This window comes from Petrimonas sulfuriphila, assembly GCA_038561985.1.
GTDB lineage: Bacteria > Bacteroidota > Bacteroidia > Bacteroidales > Dysgonomonadaceae > Petrimonas > Petrimonas sulfuriphila.
Genome location: CP073276.1, coordinates 1,314,993 through 1,335,105 on the forward strand (window position 1 = coordinate 1,314,993; position 20,113 = coordinate 1,335,105).

Below are 20,113 nucleotides of genomic sequence, written 5' to 3' on the forward strand. Positions count from 1 at the left end.
ATCTTAATACTTTACATTACTCTTATTGTGAACCTGCTGTAGTTATTGTTTTGAGGAAGAAATTTAGAGAGAGATTGTCCATCGAGGGTAACAATCCGGCATGCGGTGTACATATCGTACCATCCATAGCCTATGCCAATAAAGAGCCTGACTCCTTTGTCGCCCCTTTTGAAATGATGAAACAGGCCCGCTTCAGCAAAAATGCCGGGTGAGAATTTGGAGAATTGAAGCTTCCCAATAGTTTCCGCTTGTTGTTTGAAATCATTTTCTGCTCGCTTTTCTATGGAAATATAATCAAACGGAATAGGCTCAAATAAAAAAGAGACATTTCCGTATATTCCGGTATTCCCGATAAGTGGTCGCATATAAAAAGTGGACAGTGCTATATTCAAATGTTTTACACTTTTATTATCTAAAGTATAGCTAATGGTTTGTTCTGCGTTCGACCATCGGGGAATATCCAATGGTGCTGCGGCAAACATAACTCCTGCAGAGATACCAAAACTGGGATTAAATAACCAGTTACGATTAACAGAAAAATGAGCTGCTATATTATCTGAATTGGCATACAACGCACCATCTATACTTAATAGTGTTTGTTTCTGCGAATATGTGAAAACAGGGTTCAATAGAAAACAACCAACAATGAAAGCTATATGCCAACAATGAAATATTTTACCACTTAATTGTTTCATCTTTTATCTATCTAAACACATAAACATCACTTCAAGAAAGGTTCTATATTATCAAGACGCTAAAATATTGAGAAACTTTGCACCATTTTTCAACTATTTTTAATTCGTATGCAAACCTCGGCAATGACAAGTGTTGTTTCTTTTTATTAATCTATATATTTGGAAATTCTACAAGTTTGCCGTGATCGGTTTTCCAGATATCGAGCTCGAACAAGTCTCCATCACTATCGATATGCAAGGATGCGATCACTTCTACTCCATCGGCATCGGTAAATTGGAAATCACTGATCCGTTTTCCGAAATTTCGGCCTGTAATGTCCTTGCCTTTGGGAAATAAATATAAACTGTCTCCCATTCCGTTATCCATAGGACGAACCAGTAACCCTTCTTTCCAATCTTCGGATATTTCAAGGGAAGATCTTCTTAAAAGAATTTCAATTAATCTTTCTTCCTGTAAAGTGGGTTTCCGATTTAATTCCATGTCTTCCTCTTATACCTATTCCCCATTAGGTGATTAAAACACTTAAAATAAAGTGTATGATGACCAGATTAATTCACTCTATCTTTTGTTTGTTTATAAGAATTGCGGAAATACTATTGAACAGAACTAAAAACAGCATTACCGGTTGTAGGAGCAATTGCTATGTATGATTCCATATTCCATTGCAGGTTATTTCCCCAGTTGCTATGAGTCCATCTGGTGATCCCACTATAACTTCCATAACCGGAATAAGTAATTGAATAAGGATTAGTTGGATCGGAACCGTTTGGCGTTGCATTCGATTTTGATTCACTGATAGTTATTAAGAAATTACTTCCACCGGAAGCTGTCATATCTACCAGGCAATCAACATATTTACCGGAATTAAAATTAAGCTGATTTTGCGCATCGTCAAATCCGGTCAAGGACAAACTATGACTTTGGTTGGCCAAACGTGTTGATGTGCCCGGAGATTTACTAAAAAATTCAATAGTTGAATTGGGATTGATCTTTTTTGTCACATATTTTCTCGGGGTAGAAAAGACAACAAAATCACTACTCCCATTGTCAATAACACTTGCAAGATTCCTGTTTAATATCTCCATTTCCCGAAGAAATATTTGTCGATTTTCTTCAGCTACCAAGTTTAACTCATTCCTGTAGGATTGAGGAAGTAGATCGAAGAAGGAACCTCTTTGAGTGTTTAAGTAATACCAGCCGTTCTCCATATCAATATCCACAAATCGACTTAATATTTCAGCATCTTGCTCATATAACCTTGTCTCTATAGTATCAGGCATATCAAAGAGATATCTATCGGTGCAACTTGTCAAGAATACACCACTAATCAAAACGAAACATGAAAAGGGAAATCTTAGTAATTTATCCATAACGTTTTATTTTAAAGGTAAGAATACTATCTTCACCGTGTAATATTAAATATCTACTTATATCCGTATTGCGGTTTATTATTTTTATGCCAAAAGCAAAGATACAATATATATTGTAAATTGATACTACTCTAACTAATTATATGTAAATTTGCATTTCAAAAACACTTTGACTTGGGTATTAATACCCATTATTCTTTGCTAAATACGCATAAGTCATCAGGAAATAGTAATTTTATTGTTAATTCTCTACTCAAATCAAAAAGACATTAAGTAACAAACCGGGCAAATGGAAACAAGGAAAAGGAAACAAAGAACAAAGAAAGATATTGATGAAAGCATCAATAATGCAGCGATTCAACTGATAGAGGAGAAGGGATTTCAGAATATTGCCGTAACAGCTATCATGCAAAGAGCCAAGATAGAACCTGTCGTATTTTATAATAGATACGACGACCTCGACAATTTTATGGATGAATTTGTAAAGAAATACGACTACTGGTTCAGTGATATTATTAAAAACATAGAAATTCAGGAAAACCCTCGGGAGCAATATATAACTATCATGCATTCCTTATTGGATTCATTAAAAGAGAATAAGGTAATGCAGCAATTGCTACGGTGGGAGTTATCTACGCACAATAATACGACTAAACGTACGGCAAGGCTACGGGAATTTCATACTTTGCCATTAGTGGAGAGATATAAAAAGATCTTTGAGGATTCCTCCGTCGAGATAGATGCTCTATCGGCACTAATCATCGGTGGTATATATTACCTCGTGTTACATGGGGATTTATCGGAGTTTGGCGGGATTGACATTAATTCTGAGGAAGGCACCCAACGGCTGCGTAACGCAATCGAATACCTGTCAAGTATATTCTTTTCCTACCTAAATTCCGGATCAGAGACAATGACAATAGCCAAAAGGATGAAAGGAAAAGGAGTAGAGTATTCCAATATTGCAGAGTATACAGGACTTACCCTAAAGCAAATAGAAAAACTATAACTCAAACCGGACAGATTAATTCTTACATGATTACTGGTTATGATAGTTCAACTTGATTGAGAACATAAGAAGTAGTTGACGATAGTCATAGTTTTATTGCTGATCAAAATTTCAGTTGTTGTGAAATGATTTATGGAAAGTGATATTAGTTTAATAACCACCCTATATTTATTGAAACAGCCGTATTATCCCGTTTTATGGATTCAGTTGCATTTATCTTTAAGTGGTAATTCATGAGGTTGCAGGATAAAGATATTGAGAACTTATGATCGCTATTAAAATTATAGAAGACTCCGATTGAAGTCCCTAAATATCTTCCACCTGAATATTTATACTCCCTGGCTTCTTGTGACTGAGACTCTGTTATTTCAACTTCTTTTGAGAGGATACCATATCCAGCCTTTAAATGGATAAATGGGTAATATTTTTTATACCCAGGAAAAATATACATTCCGTGTATATAAATTGGGATGTTAAAGACTATATCATTTCCCTGAGAGAGTTCAGCCAATCTCTTATTTAAACTGTATGTCATTATTGAAAAGCCAAACCCCAATCCAAAATGCTCTGTAGTATAAATACTTGGCGAATTATTAAATATAAAATGTGCATTACCAAAGTCTTTATTATTTTGATTGGCTATAAGAGCTCCCCCACCAATCTCAATAAAAGAAAAAATCGGATTAATTTGTTGAGAATAAATATCTTTCAGAGAACTAAAGAATACAATGAAACAAAGTAAATATTTTATCGTTTTTTTCTTCATAATAAGAAACGGATTAAAAATAGAATAAAAACGGATAAGGACGAAACACTAAATAATTGCCAAAAGGATGAAAGCAAAAGGAGTATAGTATTCCAATATTTCAGAGTATGCAGGGCTTACTATAAAGCAAATAGAAAAACTATAATCCAAACCGGACAGATTAATTCTTCTATGATTCATTATTTAGATAGTTCAATACTGCCGGTTCAATCGAAGTTTTATTGAAATTATAATTATTAGTATCAAATAGTTTATTGTCTTTATACACTTTTACAGTACAGATAAATGAAAAATCCCCTTCAGTAGTAATATCATCATCAAACAAATAGCTTATAAACAAGCTAAGTTCAGAGATCGGTTGTGAAGTTTCAAAAACTGATAGCCTTTGTGCCTTTTTGGCCGATCTAAACATTTTGGAAATTGGGGTTGCTCTTTCAGGTACTACCTCAAAATCAAGTGCATTACTTAGAGTAACACTGCTTGCATTGTCATCATAGATTTGCAAAAGCAAATTCTCCTGATAATACATTGAATTTTCCGTTGTGGAGACTTCAAACTTGTAGACACTTTTTTCAGATTGACCGGTTCATCCTTGCCGTCATAGGAAACGGTAAGCAATGCGATAACCATCGCAAAAAAGAAGTTAGTTTTTGATTTCATCATAAATAAGTTTTATGTGTGATCGAAATTCAACTGGGTGCAAAGTTACAATTAATATTGTATTTAAAAATAAACTAATGAATTTCTTCCCTTTTTTATTTCCAATCCTTCCCTTACTTATTCCTATTTTACCTCTTATCCTTTCCTTACCCTTCTCTTATTTACTCATCAATATCAACCTAAATACCAGACATTTGTATATATTTCCTTCCCTTAAATTGCTGAATTCCTTTCCTAATCCTTTCCTTAATAGGAAAGCATATACCTTTGATTATCAACAATTAATAAATTTTTCTTTCCTTAAATTGCTGAATTCCTTTCCTACTTTATCTCTTAATCTTTTTTTATCACCCATTTAGGAATACTACGAGTTCCAAGATTTACAATGGTGTCGTCTCTCATATTCTGTATGATATTATCGATTCTCTTTTTACGTTGTCTTTCATCCAAGTAATCGGGCATCTTGTCTAATAGTAATTCGTCGATTTCTTTCCTGGTAGCGTAGCCGTGTATTTCGATATGCTTTAGAATAAATGATTTGAGTAGTTCAGTATCTAATCCCTTGTTACGTGTGTATTGGGCTTTTTTATCGGTTATGTCCGCTATCTGCGCCGAAATAAAGTAGTTTGGTTTCCGTCCTTCAATAAATCCTTTCTGTTTTAATTTTCTTGCTGCTTCACCATTGATCGGAAGCGACTTTTGCACTTTATCCAGAAGGACGGCATCGGTCAAGTCGATATCGCCTTTTCTCTCGATCAGGAGTTTCGAGTAGTTTTCATCAATGGCGTGGCCATATATTTCAAGTACGACCTCATCCCATGTTGATTTGGAATAATCGGGCAGAGGGAAATATCGTTGCATCTGGCTTTTATACATCTTGTGTATACCATATCCCAGGCTGTCGATCATCTTCAAGGTAACCATCGCCTCTGCCAACCATCTGTTCCTGTACTTCTTGGGTGTTTTATTTCCTGTTGTATAGTCTTCCGCATTTCCTTCAAAGAAGTTTCCGGCATTGGCAAATATCAGTTTCCCGGTCTGTTCAGTTAGGACAATCCGGGAGTTGTAGTTATATTCCTGATGTGCGATGCAGTTATTCAGCGCTTCGAGTATGACTTCGGGATCATATTTCTGCACCTCAACGGCAACGAGTTGATTCCTGGGAAAGAATTTATATTTTACATTGCGGATTTGCTTCAGGACATCGTTCACGGTGATAAAGAAAGGTATCCCAAAATGTTCGTATGCCTTTTCTTCGGTATCGAGTTTCCACGTGATCTGTGCCACACCTGGCAGGATATAATGGGACGATTCGGGTTTTCCCAGAAGAATAATGGCGGTGTTGGTGATTTTACCATTGAGGGTAATTCTGGCTTTGTCGAGAAAGGTTTCATCCGACCAGCGATCAATATCATCGAAGAAAGGTTTTCCGGCCATCTTCTCCTTGAACTTTTCTCTTGCAAGGGAAATGGCCTCACTGTCGAGGTCGTTGATTGTTGCACTCTCGATTATTTTGGCTGACCAGTCATCCTGTGAGTTATAGATGACTTTTATATACTGGGGATATTTCTTTAATTCGGTGAGGCTCGATCCGAAACGGATATAGGGTGTATTCTTAAAGTAAGTGGGTTCACCGACGGCTGCCGGTATTTTAAATATTTCGAGATAATGTCCTTCATAATCGCAAGGCAGAAACTCGAATTTGATGGAAGGATAGAGCAATCTTCTTACCCATATCTCCAACTCCGAATTGCCTTCCTTTCTTTTTTGAAATCTGAATTTAGTGCCTTCCACGGCATGGGTAGCATCATCTATGCCAAATACAAGATACCCGAAAGGGTTGTTGTGAATACATGCCGCATTGGAAATAGCGGAGATATACATTCCAAATCTTTCATTGGTAGTTGCATTCCCTGATTTGAATTCTACGTATTCGTTCTCTTTGGGTAGGGCACGTAACTCATCGACCAGTTTTATTAATTCTGTATTATCCATAGATTAGGTGATTGTTTCGCATCTTTGCACTTCATGCAAAATTACAGATTTTTTTTCGATAACTTGTCGTGCATCCAGTTGATTGCTCCGGTATTGTTCTTTACTCGCTTGCCTGTCTTGGGAGTGTAACATGAACATAATCAATTATGAGTTCTGGGAGTTTATCACAAACTCATGTGACAGAGTTATACGATGGGGATTTGTAGTTCGTTTGAATGGAAGGTGTATTTCATATTCTTTCTCTATCCGGTATCTACCCGGTTTTAAATTGAGATAATGAATAGATGCTTCAAAACGTCTATTACTTTTTACAGGTACGATAATTTCCTCATCATTCCATATCATATTCAACGGTATTTGACTTTGCTTCCATTGTCCCGATTCAAATTGTTTGATATCATACATCGAACCCGAGCGAAGATCATAATCGGAATTATTGATTATAACACATTCTATCATATCTACTCTCCCGAAAAATAGGGAGTCCACCAACTCCATCCGTATATCCAAAGAATTCAAATGAGATTTAATCCTTTCATTTTCTGTCAAATCTTTTTTCTGATCAGACACAGATGTTTGTCCGTTTTGTTTAGGTATGCAACTCATTAACAAAACAAGGGATAAAATACCGCTGAAACATATTGTCTTTTTTATTTTCATACTTTATCTATTTTGAAACGTCTCCTTTTGATTGACAAACACCTTATACAAACAGCATTTACCTGAAGGAATAAAGCACACACTATCTTATCGTGATATTATACTTTTCGATAATGTTATAATACTGATCCTTAATTATAATTTCATACATACCACCCTTTAAGTAAAGATCTTGAGAAATACTATTCCCGGTTACCTCTATAACATCGGACGGAATTCCATCGTTCTCAAATTCCTGATCCCTATAGGCCAATACCAAAACAGGTTGGCTATTGTCTGTCCGCGCATATTCAACAGAGTGCTTATGTTTTCCTTTTATAAACCAATCGGGCCTGCCATTGATATATGTTGTTCCCGGATGTATTACTACAATATCGGTTTGTTTCGGTTCTTTTTTTCCATTAAAGACTTCTCCATCTTCACCGACCAGAATTATCGGATACCCTTTATCATTATTCCTGATATACAAATGATTATAGCTCTCTCTGGATTTTTCTAAAAACATCGTCTGGTTAACTGTCAACGGATCTGTTTTGAGATTGTCTTTTAACCTGCCGGCCATTGCTTTTCCCCATGCCCCATATTCATTTTCATATACATGTGCATATCCGCAATGGATAAGAACTTTCCCTTTGGGATTATTCTCAATAAATCTCTGGATATTCTCCGCCTGCTCCTTTTCTCTTTCTGCCCCATTCATTAATTTCGACGTTTCATAACCAAACAAGACGAACCCTAAAGCCAATGCCTCGGAAATAAGATTCCCGAATTCAGGCTCTTTCGTGTAAATTCCACTTTCAATGACAGGATATTTTCTCTCATTAATTATTGTGTCGAATAGCGCCTCAAGTCCTAAATATCGATAACCATTCTCATACAATCCTTCCAGTAAGGATTTGGTAAATGTCCGATGTTTTGGGATGTGGTGCGCTTCATTGATTATGACGATCTCCGCCTCTTTTGATTTACTAAGTATATATTGTTTTGCATCGACTTTCCTGCTGTTCAACCATAACAAACTATCTTCTCTTGTGAATGTCGGCCTTTCAGACCCACCAAATCCATTCTTCTCCCAGACTTTTAAAACATCCATATAGTAGCCGCTAAACGATAGCTCATTGGCACCTAATTGGTATTTAAAATCCGTTGTATCTTTATCAATTGCTGAATAAATATCTCGTAAAAATTTATAGTATTCGGCATTGGACTGCCCCAATATAACCATACTATTTAAAAGTAATATGATCAAGATATATTTGTACATAATGATTGAATATTTTTAACCGATTAGTTATCCAATTTATTGAAAAACTCACGTCCTTTTGACAAAGGTAAAAAATCACAATCTAATAAACTTACAAATTGGAAAATAATAATATAGTTGCACATAAAGAATACAATGGAAGGTGCTTCGAGAGAAGTTTCTTCACTATTGACATTCGACTAATTCGAATTCGTTTATGAGAGTTAGTAATGAGGGATTAATGTCAATCATTTCTTGTAGTGTGGGGCTAAAGGGAGTGTTGTGTCCTGTTTCAATGGATTCTTCTTTTTGGGGTTGGGGCGGTTGTTGTCCGGGTTGCAAGGTTGATGATTGTTGTTGGGGCTGGGGGTGTTGATTCCGGGTTTGTTGCTGATCGTAAGCCTTGTTTGCTTTGAGTTGTTGGATGATGTAGTCGGCAATATCGTAACCGGCTTCAATCTGTCGAGGTGTTGCGTGGTACTCTATTAATTCTGATATGGCTATTTGGCAGGGTATCTGTTTTCTGATTTCAAGCATCTTCCTACTCCACTTTTCATAACATCCGGCATCGGGATATAAGACTATATCGCGATTCTCGAATACTTTTGATTTTTCTATGTTTAAGCCGTTGAGGTTGCCGGCAGCCAACCAGTTGCATTGGGGGATTACCATGCTTGTTATGACGGCTGTTTTCTCCGCCTCAACAATGGCCAGGGGTTTGTCGGGGTAGAGGCGCAACAGGTGTTCTCCAAAATAGCACTGGCGAAGGTTGAAGTCGGCATACGTAGGGTTGGTTTTCTTTAGTTTATTGTGTACCCAGTTGATCGCTCCGGTATTGTTTTTTACCCGCTTGCCTGTCTTGGGATTGTACTGCATGATTTTCCCGGTACGGATTTTCCCATCGATGTCTATTTGCCAAAAAATAACTTCGTTATTTTTTGTGACTCCCAGGGCATAGTCTTCTACAGCTTTCTCTATTTTTTCTTTGGAGAAAAAATTGCAGAGGAAGCGCACGAAGTTGGAATTGCAAGATGCGGATTTCTTAACATAAAGGTAGGGGATGTAGTTTATTTCTGTTGATGGTTTCTTATTTGGGGCACTTCCGACCGGCTGTACCGGGTGTTGGAGTTGAAGTTGTTGAGGTGGTGTTAATTGCCGGAAAGGCAATTGGCACGATTCCGGTGGTTGTTGATTTTTCGGTTGTTGGGGTGTTAGGGGTTTGGATGTGGGTTGTTTTTGGGTTTGTTGAGTTTGTTGCTTTTTTGATTGTCGGGAAGTGTGCTGTTTTTTAGGTTGGTTGTTTTTCTTCCCGGGATGATCGTTAAAGTACTGGCGTGGTGTATAGTGGTAACCGCACTTGTTTTCGTGATTGCATTTGCCTACAGTGGGATGGATGGGTTGGCCGGTGTTCCCATCGAGGTAGAGGGTGAAAGACTGCACGGCTTTACAAGCCGGGCAGGTGTGCCTGGTGGATTTTCCCTTATAGGGTTGGAGATATGGTTTTTTATAGACTGGCATAAAAATAATTTGTTTTTCAAGCTGCACTTTCTTCACTTCGTGCACGATTTTGGAGAAAAAGGGGCTGAAATGCCGAAAAAAGTGTAGAAAGTGAACGAAGTGAACGTTCTAAAAAAAATATTTCTTTACATAGACTACCATGCCATAGTTCTTCCGTTCTGATTTTATGTTCACATTCCGGAGCCGTTCGCTGAAGTTCCGCTTTGATACCGGGTGATAACTTCCATTGTAACAGAATAATTTGTAGTCGTTATAGAGGTCTTTGAGTTGTACATGCTCATCCAGTGATGCCCGGTAGCCTTCTTCTTCGAGAAACAGGATAACGGTGTTGGATTCTCTCATGTACCGCTCAAGGACATTGTCCACGGCTTCGCTTCGGGTGAATTGCTTCTGGTGAAGCAACCGTTTCAGTCCTTCGAGCACCCAGTTGAATACGCCCGACAGCTCATTCCTGATTATCTTCTGTGCGATCTGCTTGTCCTGTCTTTCTTCCGGGATGGAGATATCGAAAGGGATGATAAGGAACCTGCGGAAATAGGCTGTCGTCTGCTCGACTTCCTTCGGGAGTTCGTTGCAGTTGAAGATCAGTTTAGCGTAATTAATCAGGGTAAACGGTTCTCCATATGGCAGCCGGGCTTCGACCGGTTCCCCGGAGACCAGTTGTTTGAATATGGATGCTTCGAGTTTGCCGTTGATCTCGCTGGCATAGTTGACCAACTTGTTGGCCAACATGGCCCGGTAGTATCCGTTTTCGTTGGTGAGGTTCTGCAGCGAATAGCTGCTTACATTCTCGGTTCCTCCCAAGAGGGCGTTCACGATCTCGAAGAAAACGGATTTGCCATTTGCCCCCTTGCCATAAAGGAGCAATGCCTTTTCGAGTTTTAAAACCGAAGGTTTTATAAAGAGATATCCCAGATACTCTGCGAGTATCTGTTGCTTTTCAATTTCGGGCAGGACGGTGTTGAGGTAATAATCAAAGATAGGGCATTTGGCACTCACATCATAACAGAATGGGAGCTGGTAGGTGAGGAAATCGTTCCTGTCGGGTTTGCGTAAATTCAACCGTCCTTCATCAATTTCAAAGGTTCCGTTTTTGAGATTTACCAACACCTTATCGGATTGTGGCGGGTTTGGCAGGTTTGCCACGGCAAGGAATTGTTTGAGTAGTTGTTCCCGGAAGGTGTAAAGCCGGGCATCGAACCGGTCTACTCCCATCTTCTCTGCAGCGATCCCCAGAAAGGTCTGGTACTCTATGTTATCCAACAGGCTCCAATACTCGCCATTATAGAGGTAGATAAAATCGTGGTTGCGACAGATTCCCCAGTTGTTGAGGTTGGCCGTTTCCAGAATTTTCTCGACGCAGGTTACCAGGTAATGTTTCTTTGACAGTTTCTGGTCCTCATTGGTAAATCCGGCTTCTTCCCGGAAATCGACCTCATCAATCTGCTCGAATAATGAATTGAGTATCTTGGAATGGTCGATTGCCGGTTCTTCGTGTTTCTCGCTGAACTGGCTCCTGAATTTCTGCAAATCCATTTCAAGGATATCAATAAAGTCGGAGTTTTCCAAAGAAAAGCCGTTATTGATGTTTACTCGTTGTTGTTGCGGATTGATGCCGGTACTTGTTTTTCCGATCATAGGGATTCTCCTTTCTTTCCATTGTAGTTTTCTTCGAGTAGGGATAGAATGTCGGATTTACGGTAATAGAGCTTTCCCCGGATTCGGGAATAGGGCAGGATTCCGTTGGTTCTCCATGTCTGGAGCGTGCGCAGCGAGATGTGTAGCTTTTGCATCACATCCTGCGCATCGATCCAGTCGGTCCAATCGTTACTGTTGTTTCTGCCGTTCCTGTCGCTCCTGTCCTGATGGCTGCCGGTATGCTTTCTGTCGGCCATCTTAGTAGTTTTTTCTTCGCCTGGTGGAGATCCGGAAGACTTCAGGTGGTGCTTCCGGTGGTGCTTCGTCGGAGAGTAACCAGCGATCGATTTCGCTTTTCAGGAACTGCAGCTTCTTTCCTTTCTTGTGGAAGGGGATGGTTTTCTTGCATACCCATCCGTAGACTGTCTGCTTGGCCGGCTTGTCGGGGAGATACTCGCAGAGGGCATCGATATCCATCCATTGTACTTCATCGGTTTTCGGGGAGACTGCGGATTCGATCAGATTTTCCAATCTGTCGAATTTTTCGATCAGGTAGGTCATTGCTTCGGGTACGTCGTTGAACGTGATTGTTTTTTCTGCCATGATACTATCGGTATGTAGGTTCACTTCCGTACCAATAGAAAAGCAAACCACTTCCCCGGAAGTGAGGAAGTGGTTCAAATATGAGAAGTAATAATAACCTTGTAGTAAGGGTTGTAGACTATCTACCGGGCTACTTTGGGTGCTACAATTTTAGATTTGGCTATCGTTTATTACTTTTTGTTGGATTCTCGGGAATAATTCGGCAAAGAGATCGGCAACTATCCTAAGATTTTTCTGAGTTTTCCTGCTCTCGAAATCGATATTGAGTTCCGTCCGGATGTTCTGGAAATTCTTCCCGGTGAAGGTGTTGATAAATCTTGCCCATTGTGTCTTGTCGGAGTTGTTGAAACTAATTCCCAACTCGTTGAAAAGATAGTAGAACGCCAGTACTTGTTGGGGCATGGTCATTCCCCTGGTGTTGGTTTCTTCCGTGAGCTCTGCTATGGTTGTTTTGAGTGCCCGGGTCTCTGTCCGGAGTTTGGTTTTGAGTTGTTTGATTTTTTGTTTTTCTCCATCGAGCAACTGATTAAGTTGCCCGATAGTGTTTTTGATTTTTTCAATTTCTTTGTTTTTTTGGTCGATGGTCGATTCGAGTTCCTCTACCCTCTCCGGAAGATACTTATACGCTTGGGGTTGGGGATCGTTGAGGTAATTTATATTTCTTTGTTCACGAAGTGAAGCAAAGAAATGAGAAAGATCGTAGATAAAAATATCGGGATGCTTTTCTTTCTCGATGAGGTATTTCTTTTCGATAAGGTCGATGATATGCAGTCTTTGTTCGGGATTGAACGCTTCGTGTGTGGTCCACATGGAAATCACTTCGTAATTGAATAGATGTGTCGCTTTGAGCCAGTTTATTTCATCGAGGTTTAGATCCCGGATGTTGTCCAGGTATATATCATCAATTTTTAGAAAATACTCTTTCCCATATCCATCGATATTGTCTGATAACATTTGTAATTTTTTCTTCTGTGCATCAGTTAGATCGTAGGAGTAATTGTCGATCAGGCTTTTTATTATTTCGACGATGGTTCTTTCGAGGTCCTTATCATCAAAGTAGATATTTTTGATGATATATTGCGCCTGGAAGGGATTGGAAACTTTGGCACGTACCAGGTCGAATATCTCGTAGGCTTTATTGAAGGCGCAAATCCACCAGTCCTCGTCTTTCCGCAGGTCGCACTTTCTATTGTTGAAGATTGTCCTGTTGTTGTCATCCAAAAGATAGTCGGCCAGATCGGCTTTTGGATAATCCTCCTTATAGTTTTTGCAAATTTCTTCTATATAGGTGAGTGTATTCCGGTTTTCTTCCTTCAGGTTATAGGCCATGATGCGGTGGTAGTCGTCGTACTTGTTGGCTCCTACCGTGATGATGTTATAGGCGAAGATAAATGTATCATCCGCGGAAATGACATTGAGGATCTCCTGCCTGACTTTATGGGCAATATTCCTGTCGATCTCGTCTTCTCTTTCGTTGAAAGTTGTTGAAGGTGGTTTATCGGCATAATATTGTTCGTAACTCCGGTATCTTGTATCGGCGAAAAGATACCGGTTAAAATAGACTTCCGTCTGTATCTTGCTATTTCTCAATGGGTAGAGATCATAAACGGATTTTTTTACCTGGTCGTAGTGGTAAATCCTTTTCTTATTGATTTCAAGGTATTCTTTCGCTCTCATAACAGATTTGTATTCTCTAATGGGACATGAAAGACTTCTGAAAAGATTCAGAGAATAATTACCCAAACAATCCTTGTTGAGTCGCACCAATCAATCTGACAAGATTGATTATTCAATGTGAATGACATAACCTGGTAACCGGTACGGTTGCCAGAGGTTATGTTGATGGTTTTTTCACAAAAGAATAATCAGATTCTGTCGTTTCACCTAATACTGTCGATTATCATGGCGTGCGAAGCACGTGATGATAATGATCACACCTCTATATAATTTATAAACGGTTTTCGGATAATTATGGTTTTCGTTATCGAAAGAGAATGTTTCAATGGTGAAAGGTGAGTTTGAGGTTATGGATAGGGGTGGTTGGTTTTGGATGTTTGTGGCAAAATGTTTACCCATTGTTTACCCAGAATGAAAAATCGCTTACAGGTAAAACCTATAAGCGATTGATTTTCAACGAGCGGCAAACGAGACTCGAACTCGCGACCCTCAGCTTGGGAAGCTTTTAAACAGTTATTTCTGTATTTTTTCTCTATTTTCAAATAATTCATAAATACCTGTTTAACAGCATATATAATAAATTATTAACTCTTTCCTATTTCTTCTATTTGTATATTTTTGCTACTTTTGTTTGTTATTTGTTTGTTATGATTGTTTGTTATATATCGAATACAATCTAAAAATATACTGATATGAAATTCTACTATTCCAATAACGGTATAACCGTTAAACTTGTTCGAGATATAAGGAATAAAAATCCCGAAAATGAATGCCCACTACGGTGGCGTGTAACATATAAAAGAGATAGCGACTACTACTCTACAGGAAAAGTATTAGATCGTGAGGACTGGGAATTATTTGAAGCTTCAGAGGAAGCTGATTTTAATTTTAAGACTAAAGCGGCACATCTAAGAGAGCATAAAGACGACATACAAAAATATTTTGATGATATTCTTAAACCCGCAGTTAAAGAGACTGCAGACAATTTCTCTTTTGCAGCACTCGATCACAAATTAGGCAAGTCGGATATCTTAACCGTAAATGATGCGTTTACGGCCAAAATAAACACTTTAAACAACACCTTCAAGGTCGGGAATGCAACAATTGTAATTAGCAAATTTACAATGTACAAAAAATGGCAATGTTGAGTGTACAACTTTTGGCAATATCCAATGTACAGGTTTAACATTACATTAACTATCTCTTTTTTATTGTATTCAACTGTTTTTTTATTCTTTCTCAAGGAAAGTTTTCCGGTTGTCCATACGGTAACCGTTTCCCTCGAACCTGATCACCTCGCAACGATATAGCAGTCGATCCAGGATGGCTGTGGCTAACACTTCATCATCCAGTGTCTCCGCCCACTGGCTGGGTGACTTGTTAGTGGTGATGATGATCGAGCACTGCTCATGCAGGTGATTGATCAGATTGAACAGAGCCACCGCTTCACTCTTTTGCACCGGGAACATCATGATGTCATCTATGGCAATCAGGTGTGCCTTGGTGTATCGCTTGTAGGTGCTCATTGCCGATGAGATGATTTCTTTCCTGTTGAGCACGCCTATCAGGTCAGCCATGGTGGTAAAATAGGCCCTATAACCTTTCTTGATGGCATCATTGACCAGTCCCCCGGCCAGGTATGTTTTGCCCGTACCGCTTGGACCCATCAGCACCAGGTTGTATAGCTGATCGACCCAGAGCAGCTCCCTGAGCTGTGTCATCTGCCTTATGCCGATGCTGCTCGAGGCCTTGTAATCGTACTCGTCAAGCTCGTGTGCACGTGGCAGACGGGCCAGTTTAGTCCTGCGCCGGTAATCATTCAGCTGTCGCTGCTCCAGCTCTTTTACAAGCATGTTCTCCAGGAAGTCCGCGTATCCCGGTGTATCTATGCTCGCCTGGTGAAGCATCGGCTGCAAGTTTTTGCTCAGGTATCCCAAACGAAGTATGCCGGCATATTGCTTCATGTTTTCTATCTGCTTCATAGCTCCATGATTTGATCGTACCGGTTTATCTTGCTTCTCTCGGGGATGTATGCATCCGTGTCATACTGACTTGTTTGAACACCGTCATGCAACACGCTTACAACAGGCAAGGGCTTCTTCTCCCGGCGTTTTAACTCCCGGTAATGTGATGCGGCTTCTTTCAGGTAAAGGGCGTTGTGGAGCCCATTGTCGAGGCAGTAATCAAGTGCGCTGCCAACGATCTCCTCACCATATTCGCCCATCACCTCCCTTATCATTTTCAGATTGTCTCTCAGATAACGGGGCTTATACTTGTGTATCTCCTCTATGAACAGGTACAAAGTGTTGTTGCCCTTCCAGATCGATAGGACTTCCTGCTTGAAGACCTCGAGCCTGGAGTTCCGATCCCGTCGATAAGTTGTGCTGCCGATTACCTTGCCTTTTTCAAGACTGACGGGGTGCTCGGCCAGAAGGATGCCTTGCCGGTTGGAAAGCGAAAGGGTGCCATCCTTGACCTTGAGTAATACCTCCGGTCCCTTCCCGTTATAGGTGCCATATGGGACCCTGTAGAAGTTCCCCTTTGTAACTGATTGTGTTATCTTTTCTCACCGTGTAGGTGGGAATCTCATCCCGGGGGATTGCCGGTGAGGGGCGAAAAAAAGGAGAGATGCTCCTTTTCAATCAACCACACGTCATGGGGCAGGCGCTTCGTCGTGGCATGTTTGGTGCCGTTCGCCTTGCGCTCCAACCAGCTCAGGGCTTCCTCGTTGAGGCGATCTATATCGTGAAAGGTACGCGCGCGAAGAAAGTTGTTTTTCACGTATCCTACCACGTTCTCGACCCGGCCTTTGCTCTGGGGGATCGGCCTTGCGGCAGAACTCAACGCTGATACCGCGTTCATCCCTGTAGCGACGAAAATCATCAGCCAGGAGATAATCGCCAAGGTTCTCACTTTTCAGAAACACCGAGTCCTGATCATAGAGAAGCTTCCCGGGGATACCCTCTATATACTTGAAGGCCTGCTCGTGAGCCTGGACGGCTGTTTTCCCGGTGAAGGGAGTTGTTTGGAAAAACACATATTTGTAGCGACTGCGTGACAGGACAAGGGCAAAAAAAATAAACCCTGCGCCTACTGCCGTCCAAACGTCGCATCTGTGCTGTACCGAAGTCAACCTGCGCCTGGCTGCCATATGCAAACTCTTCCAGGGCTTCCGTCTGGCGGATCTTCTCCGGTACAGGGATCTTCTCCTGACGCCGCACGTGCTGGACAAAGTTGTATACAGTCTTGCTGTTCACCTTCGGCAAGTCGGCGTATTTCTCCTTCAGCCGGTCTTCTATCACTGCCGCCGGCAAACCATTGTCTATACTCAATAAGGAAAGAACGTCCGGGTAATATGGCGACAGAACAAGTTCGTATACACGTTGTTTCATTGAAAACTCATGAAACTCTTCTTCACTCATCTTCTTGTACCTGGAAACAGTTCTGCGATCAACACCCAACTTTTTTGCAATTTTACTGTCCGAATTGCCCGGATTACTGGAAAGTTCTTTAACTTCGTACCACATACGTACCTTTCTAAGGTCATGTATCTGAGTCTTCATAGTGTTTGTATTTTTGTGAATTACAAATATATGAAGACTCTTCTTTAACCCTTTTTATGTACATTGCATATTGCCAATTTCTGTACATTCAATCTTGCCGAAAATTGTACATGCGAAGTTACTGATTACAACAATATACAGAACCACATTAAACGCTCTTATACGTTTTCAGTATTACAGAAAAATCAAAAGTAAAATAGCCAAACAACTATTTATTGAAGAATGTGTAAGTAAAAAGCATAAGACAAAAGGTAAGGATGTTTTAAACGTCATCGCTGATATTAAATTTGACGATATCACGGTGAAATTTTTATCTGACTGCGAAGACTTTTGGAGTGCGACCGGTATAGAATACGCTACTATCGGGATTTATATGAGAACACTTAGGGCAATAATAAACAATGGAGAAGACCCTTATTTAAGCGGAACTCGCTATCCATTTGGAGAGGGCAAGAATAAATATTCTATTCCGGAAGGTGGGAGAAAATCTATCGCTTTAGACATTGAGGACATTTGGAAAATAGAGGATTTTGAGACTGACAATCAAGGATTGATGGTTGCAAGGGATATTTTCATATTCATGTTCTATTGTAACGGACTAAATTTCGGTGATCTATGCAGGTTGCAATACAAAGACATCGACGGAGCATCCCAAGAGATTGTATTTCATCGTAAGAAAACCAGAGATACAAAAAAGAAAAAAAATCCAGAGCCTATTTGCGCTCCGCTACTACCTCCAATGGTAGAAATAATTAACCGACACGGCAATAAAGAACAGAATGGATATATCTTTCCATTTCTTAACGGCATCGAACGAGTAGATCAAAACGAAAGAAAGATAAAAGACGCTATTCAACTGGCATTAAACCCAATAAATAATTCATTAAAAGTAATAGCAGCACAATTAGGGATAGACCGGAATTTATCGACCGCCTATACCCGTAACAGCTACGTAACTCATCTTACAAGCGAAATGTATATTAGTGAGATTTTCGTTAAACAAATGGTTGGCCATAGTACTGGAAAGAATGTAACCGCCGGCTATAATAATCCATCCCCCAAAAAAAGGAGAGAGGTGAATTCTAAACTATTAAACCCAAACAAAAAATATAATACGATAAGTCTATTGTCTGTAACCGGATGATCGTTTCCCGAAATATGACAGACTGTGTCTGTTAATTTCAAAGATAAGGAAACCAATTCCTGTATAACACCGAACTGGTTGTAAAATGTGATATTTTAGGCACCTTCGCTAAATGAAAACATTATCCCAACTATTTGTTTAATGAAAATATGGTATGAGCGCGTTAGAATTTAGAAAGTGTAATTACATTTATTTTTAAGTCATTAATCGTCTAAAGTCCAATTAACTTTAGACTTATCCTTTTATAAAGATTATTATTAGGAATATATGTCGATATTCTTTGTCCATCAATAATAGCTCTATTATAACCGGCATACATATCATACCAGCCATAACCAAACCCGAGGGATAGCCTTAATCCATTATTATCTCTATTTAAATATTGAACTAAGCCCATTTCTAAAAATGTACCGGGTGAAAATCCAGCAAATTGGTATTTACCTACATTCTCGGATAGTATATCATTGTTCATCCGTTTCTCTAATGATATATACTCATATGGAATTGGTTCGAATGAAACCGACCAATTCGTGTAAACACCTGTAGATTGGAAAAGTGGTCGTGAATAAAAAGTAGAAAAAAACAGATTGAAACGTTTAATATTATCTTCATCAAAATAATAGCTGCTATTTCTTGAACTATCCGACCATCCAGCAATATCCAATGGAACGGAAAGGAACATAGTTCCAGCAGAAATTCCAAAATACTGATTGAATTGAAGGCTATAAGTCAACGAAAAATGATATGCTATGTTACTGGAATTAAAGTAAAAACCGCCATCCATACCTAAAGTTTTTTGGATTTGCGCATTCAAATAAACTGAATTAAGAAAAAACATAACCAAAACCAAAGTACAAAATATTATACGTTTCATGCCGATATTTGTATCATTATTTGTTCTTCTATTTTTGCAGAAAGAAACAATTAGTAAAATAATAGTCCCTCATACTAATTATAATTGTGAAAACATTAATTTATTAGCTAAGAGACTATTTAGTATTTTGTTTGCTATAGTTAAATTTTAATTGCTTCTTCCGTAGGGCAATACATAGGCAAATTTGAGATCGAAAGCCGGATAGAATAAACCATACGGTTCATCGAGGTTGTAGCCGTATCCTGCTCCTAACGAATAACTGAAAATCCAATGTCTTCCAATATTTCGCTGTCCTCCCCAATTCAGATTTGTTAGCAATGTATTGGTCAAATAATGTATCTCATCAGTTAATGGTTTTGATACATATTTCACTTTTAAACCGATAAAGTTTCCCGAATTGAATAATTTCGGTTCACTTTTATGGTTATAAATAAACTTGCCATTTACTCCTAAATGTACGCTCGGATTCAATAATGTCCAATGCCAATCCATCCTGAACGTAAGGGCTTCACCTTCACCGAAATCATAACTTGGCCCAAGACCAATGCTCGGTTCAATGGTTATTTTTTTCGCTATGGGTAACTCAACCGCCAGATCAAGTCCATTTATTCCCAATCCTATTCTGGATACTGTTTGCAACTCTTGTGAATACAAAGTGTTTGTAATAAAAAGGGAGCAAAATAAAAAGTATCTAAAA

The 20,113-nt window shown here is 39.3% G+C and carries 23 protein-coding genes; 3 read left to right on the forward strand and 20 right to left on the reverse strand.

Annotated elements, in window-relative coordinates; translation table 11 throughout:
• Positions 1-11: 11 nt before the first annotated feature.
• The 3 genes from KCV26_05320 to KCV26_05330 form a co-directional block, all read right to left on the reverse strand.
• Complete coding sequence (locus KCV26_05320; GenBank protein WZX37799.1) at positions 12-695, reverse strand: hypothetical protein; 684 nt, start codon at positions 693-695, stop codon at positions 12-14.
• 151 nt (positions 696-846) lie between these two features.
• Positions 847-1,176, reverse strand: a complete 330-nt coding sequence (locus KCV26_05325) for a hypothetical protein (GenBank protein ID WZX37800.1) — start codon at positions 1,174-1,176, stop codon at positions 847-849.
• Positions 1,177-1,289: 113 nt separating this feature from the next.
• Positions 1,290-2,066: a hypothetical protein gene (locus KCV26_05330; GenBank protein WZX37801.1), complete on the reverse strand. Its 777-nt coding sequence runs from the start codon at positions 2,064-2,066 to the stop codon at positions 1,290-1,292.
• A 289-nt stretch (positions 2,067-2,355) separates the two neighbouring features.
• Between KCV26_05330 and KCV26_05335 the strand changes: the two genes are divergently transcribed.
• Positions 2,356-3,075: a TetR/AcrR family transcriptional regulator gene (locus KCV26_05335; GenBank protein ID WZX37802.1), complete on the forward strand. Its 720-nt coding sequence runs from the start codon at positions 2,356-2,358 to the stop codon at positions 3,073-3,075.
• A 145-nt stretch (positions 3,076-3,220) separates the two neighbouring features.
• On the opposite strand, the gene KCV26_05340 is transcribed toward KCV26_05335, so the two are convergent.
• From KCV26_05340 to KCV26_05390, 11 genes are all read right to left on the reverse strand, one after another.
• The gene (locus KCV26_05340) at positions 3,221-3,841 is read right to left on the reverse strand and encodes a hypothetical protein (protein ID WZX37803.1); all 621 of its coding nucleotides are present in this window, start codon (positions 3,839-3,841) and stop codon (positions 3,221-3,223) included.
• A gap of 169 nt (positions 3,842-4,010) precedes the next feature.
• On the reverse strand, positions 4,011-4,370 hold the full coding sequence (locus tag KCV26_05345; protein ID WZX37804.1) for a hypothetical protein: 360 nt from the start codon (positions 4,368-4,370) through the stop codon (positions 4,011-4,013).
• A 464-nt stretch (positions 4,371-4,834) separates the two neighbouring features.
• Complete coding sequence (locus KCV26_05350; GenBank protein ID WZX37805.1) at positions 4,835-6,496, reverse strand: putative DNA binding domain-containing protein; 1,662 nt, start codon at positions 6,494-6,496, stop codon at positions 4,835-4,837.
• A 144-nt stretch (positions 6,497-6,640) separates the two neighbouring features.
• Positions 6,641-7,156, reverse strand: coding sequence for a hypothetical protein (locus KCV26_05355; protein ID WZX37806.1), 516 nt, complete (start codon positions 7,154-7,156; stop codon positions 6,641-6,643).
• An 82-nt stretch (positions 7,157-7,238) separates the two neighbouring features.
• The gene (locus KCV26_05360; GenBank protein ID WZX37807.1) at positions 7,239-8,420 is read right to left on the reverse strand and encodes a hypothetical protein; all 1,182 of its coding nucleotides are present in this window, start codon (positions 8,418-8,420) and stop codon (positions 7,239-7,241) included.
• A gap of 165 nt (positions 8,421-8,585) precedes the next feature.
• Positions 8,586-9,917: a hypothetical protein gene (locus KCV26_05365; GenBank protein ID WZX37808.1), complete on the reverse strand. Its 1,332-nt coding sequence runs from the start codon at positions 9,915-9,917 to the stop codon at positions 8,586-8,588.
• A gap of 108 nt (positions 9,918-10,025) precedes the next feature.
• Positions 10,026-11,453 carry a DNA primase gene (locus tag KCV26_05370; GenBank protein ID WZX38329.1) on the reverse strand — a complete coding sequence of 476 codons (1,428 nt, stop codon included), beginning with the start codon at positions 11,451-11,453 and terminating at the stop codon, positions 10,026-10,028.
• Between the two features lie 98 nt (positions 11,454-11,551).
• Positions 11,552-11,812 (reverse strand): helix-turn-helix domain-containing protein, encoded by a 261-nt coding sequence (locus KCV26_05375; protein ID WZX37809.1) that lies wholly within the window; start codon positions 11,810-11,812, stop codon positions 11,552-11,554.
• 1 nt (position 11,813) lies between these two features.
• Positions 11,814-12,158, reverse strand: coding sequence for a helix-turn-helix domain-containing protein (locus KCV26_05380; protein WZX37810.1), 345 nt, complete (start codon positions 12,156-12,158; stop codon positions 11,814-11,816).
• 150 nt (positions 12,159-12,308) lie between these two features.
• The gene (locus tag KCV26_05385) at positions 12,309-13,835 is read right to left on the reverse strand and encodes a hypothetical protein (GenBank protein ID WZX37811.1); all 1,527 of its coding nucleotides are present in this window, start codon (positions 13,833-13,835) and stop codon (positions 12,309-12,311) included.
• A gap of 347 nt (positions 13,836-14,182) precedes the next feature.
• The gene (locus KCV26_05390; GenBank protein ID WZX37812.1) at positions 14,183-14,386 is read right to left on the reverse strand and encodes a hypothetical protein; all 204 of its coding nucleotides are present in this window, start codon (positions 14,384-14,386) and stop codon (positions 14,183-14,185) included.
• 141 nt (positions 14,387-14,527) lie between these two features.
• Here KCV26_05390 and KCV26_05395 point away from each other — a divergent pair, with 141 nt between their 5' ends.
• On the forward strand, positions 14,528-14,983 hold the full coding sequence (locus KCV26_05395; protein ID WZX37813.1) for a hypothetical protein: 456 nt from the start codon (positions 14,528-14,530) through the stop codon (positions 14,981-14,983).
• 81 nt (positions 14,984-15,064) lie between these two features.
• Here the strand turns inward: KCV26_05395 and istB are convergent, their stop codons facing one another.
• The 4 genes from istB to KCV26_05415 form a co-directional block, all read right to left on the reverse strand.
• Positions 15,065-15,817, reverse strand: a complete 753-nt coding sequence (gene istB, locus KCV26_05400; protein ID WZX37814.1) for an IS21-like element helper ATPase IstB — start codon at positions 15,815-15,817, stop codon at positions 15,065-15,067.
• Positions 15,814-16,137: a hypothetical protein gene (locus KCV26_05405; GenBank protein ID WZX37815.1), complete on the reverse strand. Its 324-nt coding sequence runs from the start codon at positions 16,135-16,137 to the stop codon at positions 15,814-15,816. Before KCV26_05405 ends, istB begins: the two co-directional genes overlap by 4 nt.
• A 284-nt stretch (positions 16,138-16,421) precedes the next feature.
• Positions 16,422-16,739 carry a transposase gene (locus KCV26_05410; GenBank protein ID WZX37816.1) on the reverse strand — a complete coding sequence of 106 codons (318 nt, stop codon included), beginning with the start codon at positions 16,737-16,739 and terminating at the stop codon, positions 16,422-16,424.
• A 32-nt stretch (positions 16,740-16,771) separates the two neighbouring features.
• The gene (locus KCV26_05415; protein WZX37817.1) at positions 16,772-17,398 is read right to left on the reverse strand and encodes a hypothetical protein; all 627 of its coding nucleotides are present in this window, start codon (positions 17,396-17,398) and stop codon (positions 16,772-16,774) included.
• Positions 17,399-17,492: 94 nt separating this feature from the next.
• On the opposite strand from KCV26_05415, the gene KCV26_05420 reads away from it, so the two are divergent.
• Positions 17,493-18,542 carry a phage integrase SAM-like domain-containing protein gene (locus KCV26_05420; GenBank protein ID WZX37818.1) on the forward strand — a complete coding sequence of 350 codons (1,050 nt, stop codon included), beginning with the start codon at positions 17,493-17,495 and terminating at the stop codon, positions 18,540-18,542.
• Between the two features lie 211 nt (positions 18,543-18,753).
• Here the strand turns inward: KCV26_05420 and KCV26_05425 are convergent, their stop codons facing one another.
• Together KCV26_05425 and KCV26_05430 are read right to left on the reverse strand one after the other, a co-directional pair.
• On the reverse strand, positions 18,754-19,416 hold the full coding sequence (locus tag KCV26_05425; GenBank protein WZX37819.1) for a hypothetical protein: 663 nt from the start codon (positions 19,414-19,416) through the stop codon (positions 18,754-18,756).
• A gap of 147 nt (positions 19,417-19,563) precedes the next feature.
• Entirely contained in the window at positions 19,564-20,055 is a 492-nt protein-coding gene (locus KCV26_05430; GenBank protein WZX37820.1) for a hypothetical protein, read from the reverse strand.
• Positions 20,056-20,113: the final 58 nt, after the last annotated feature.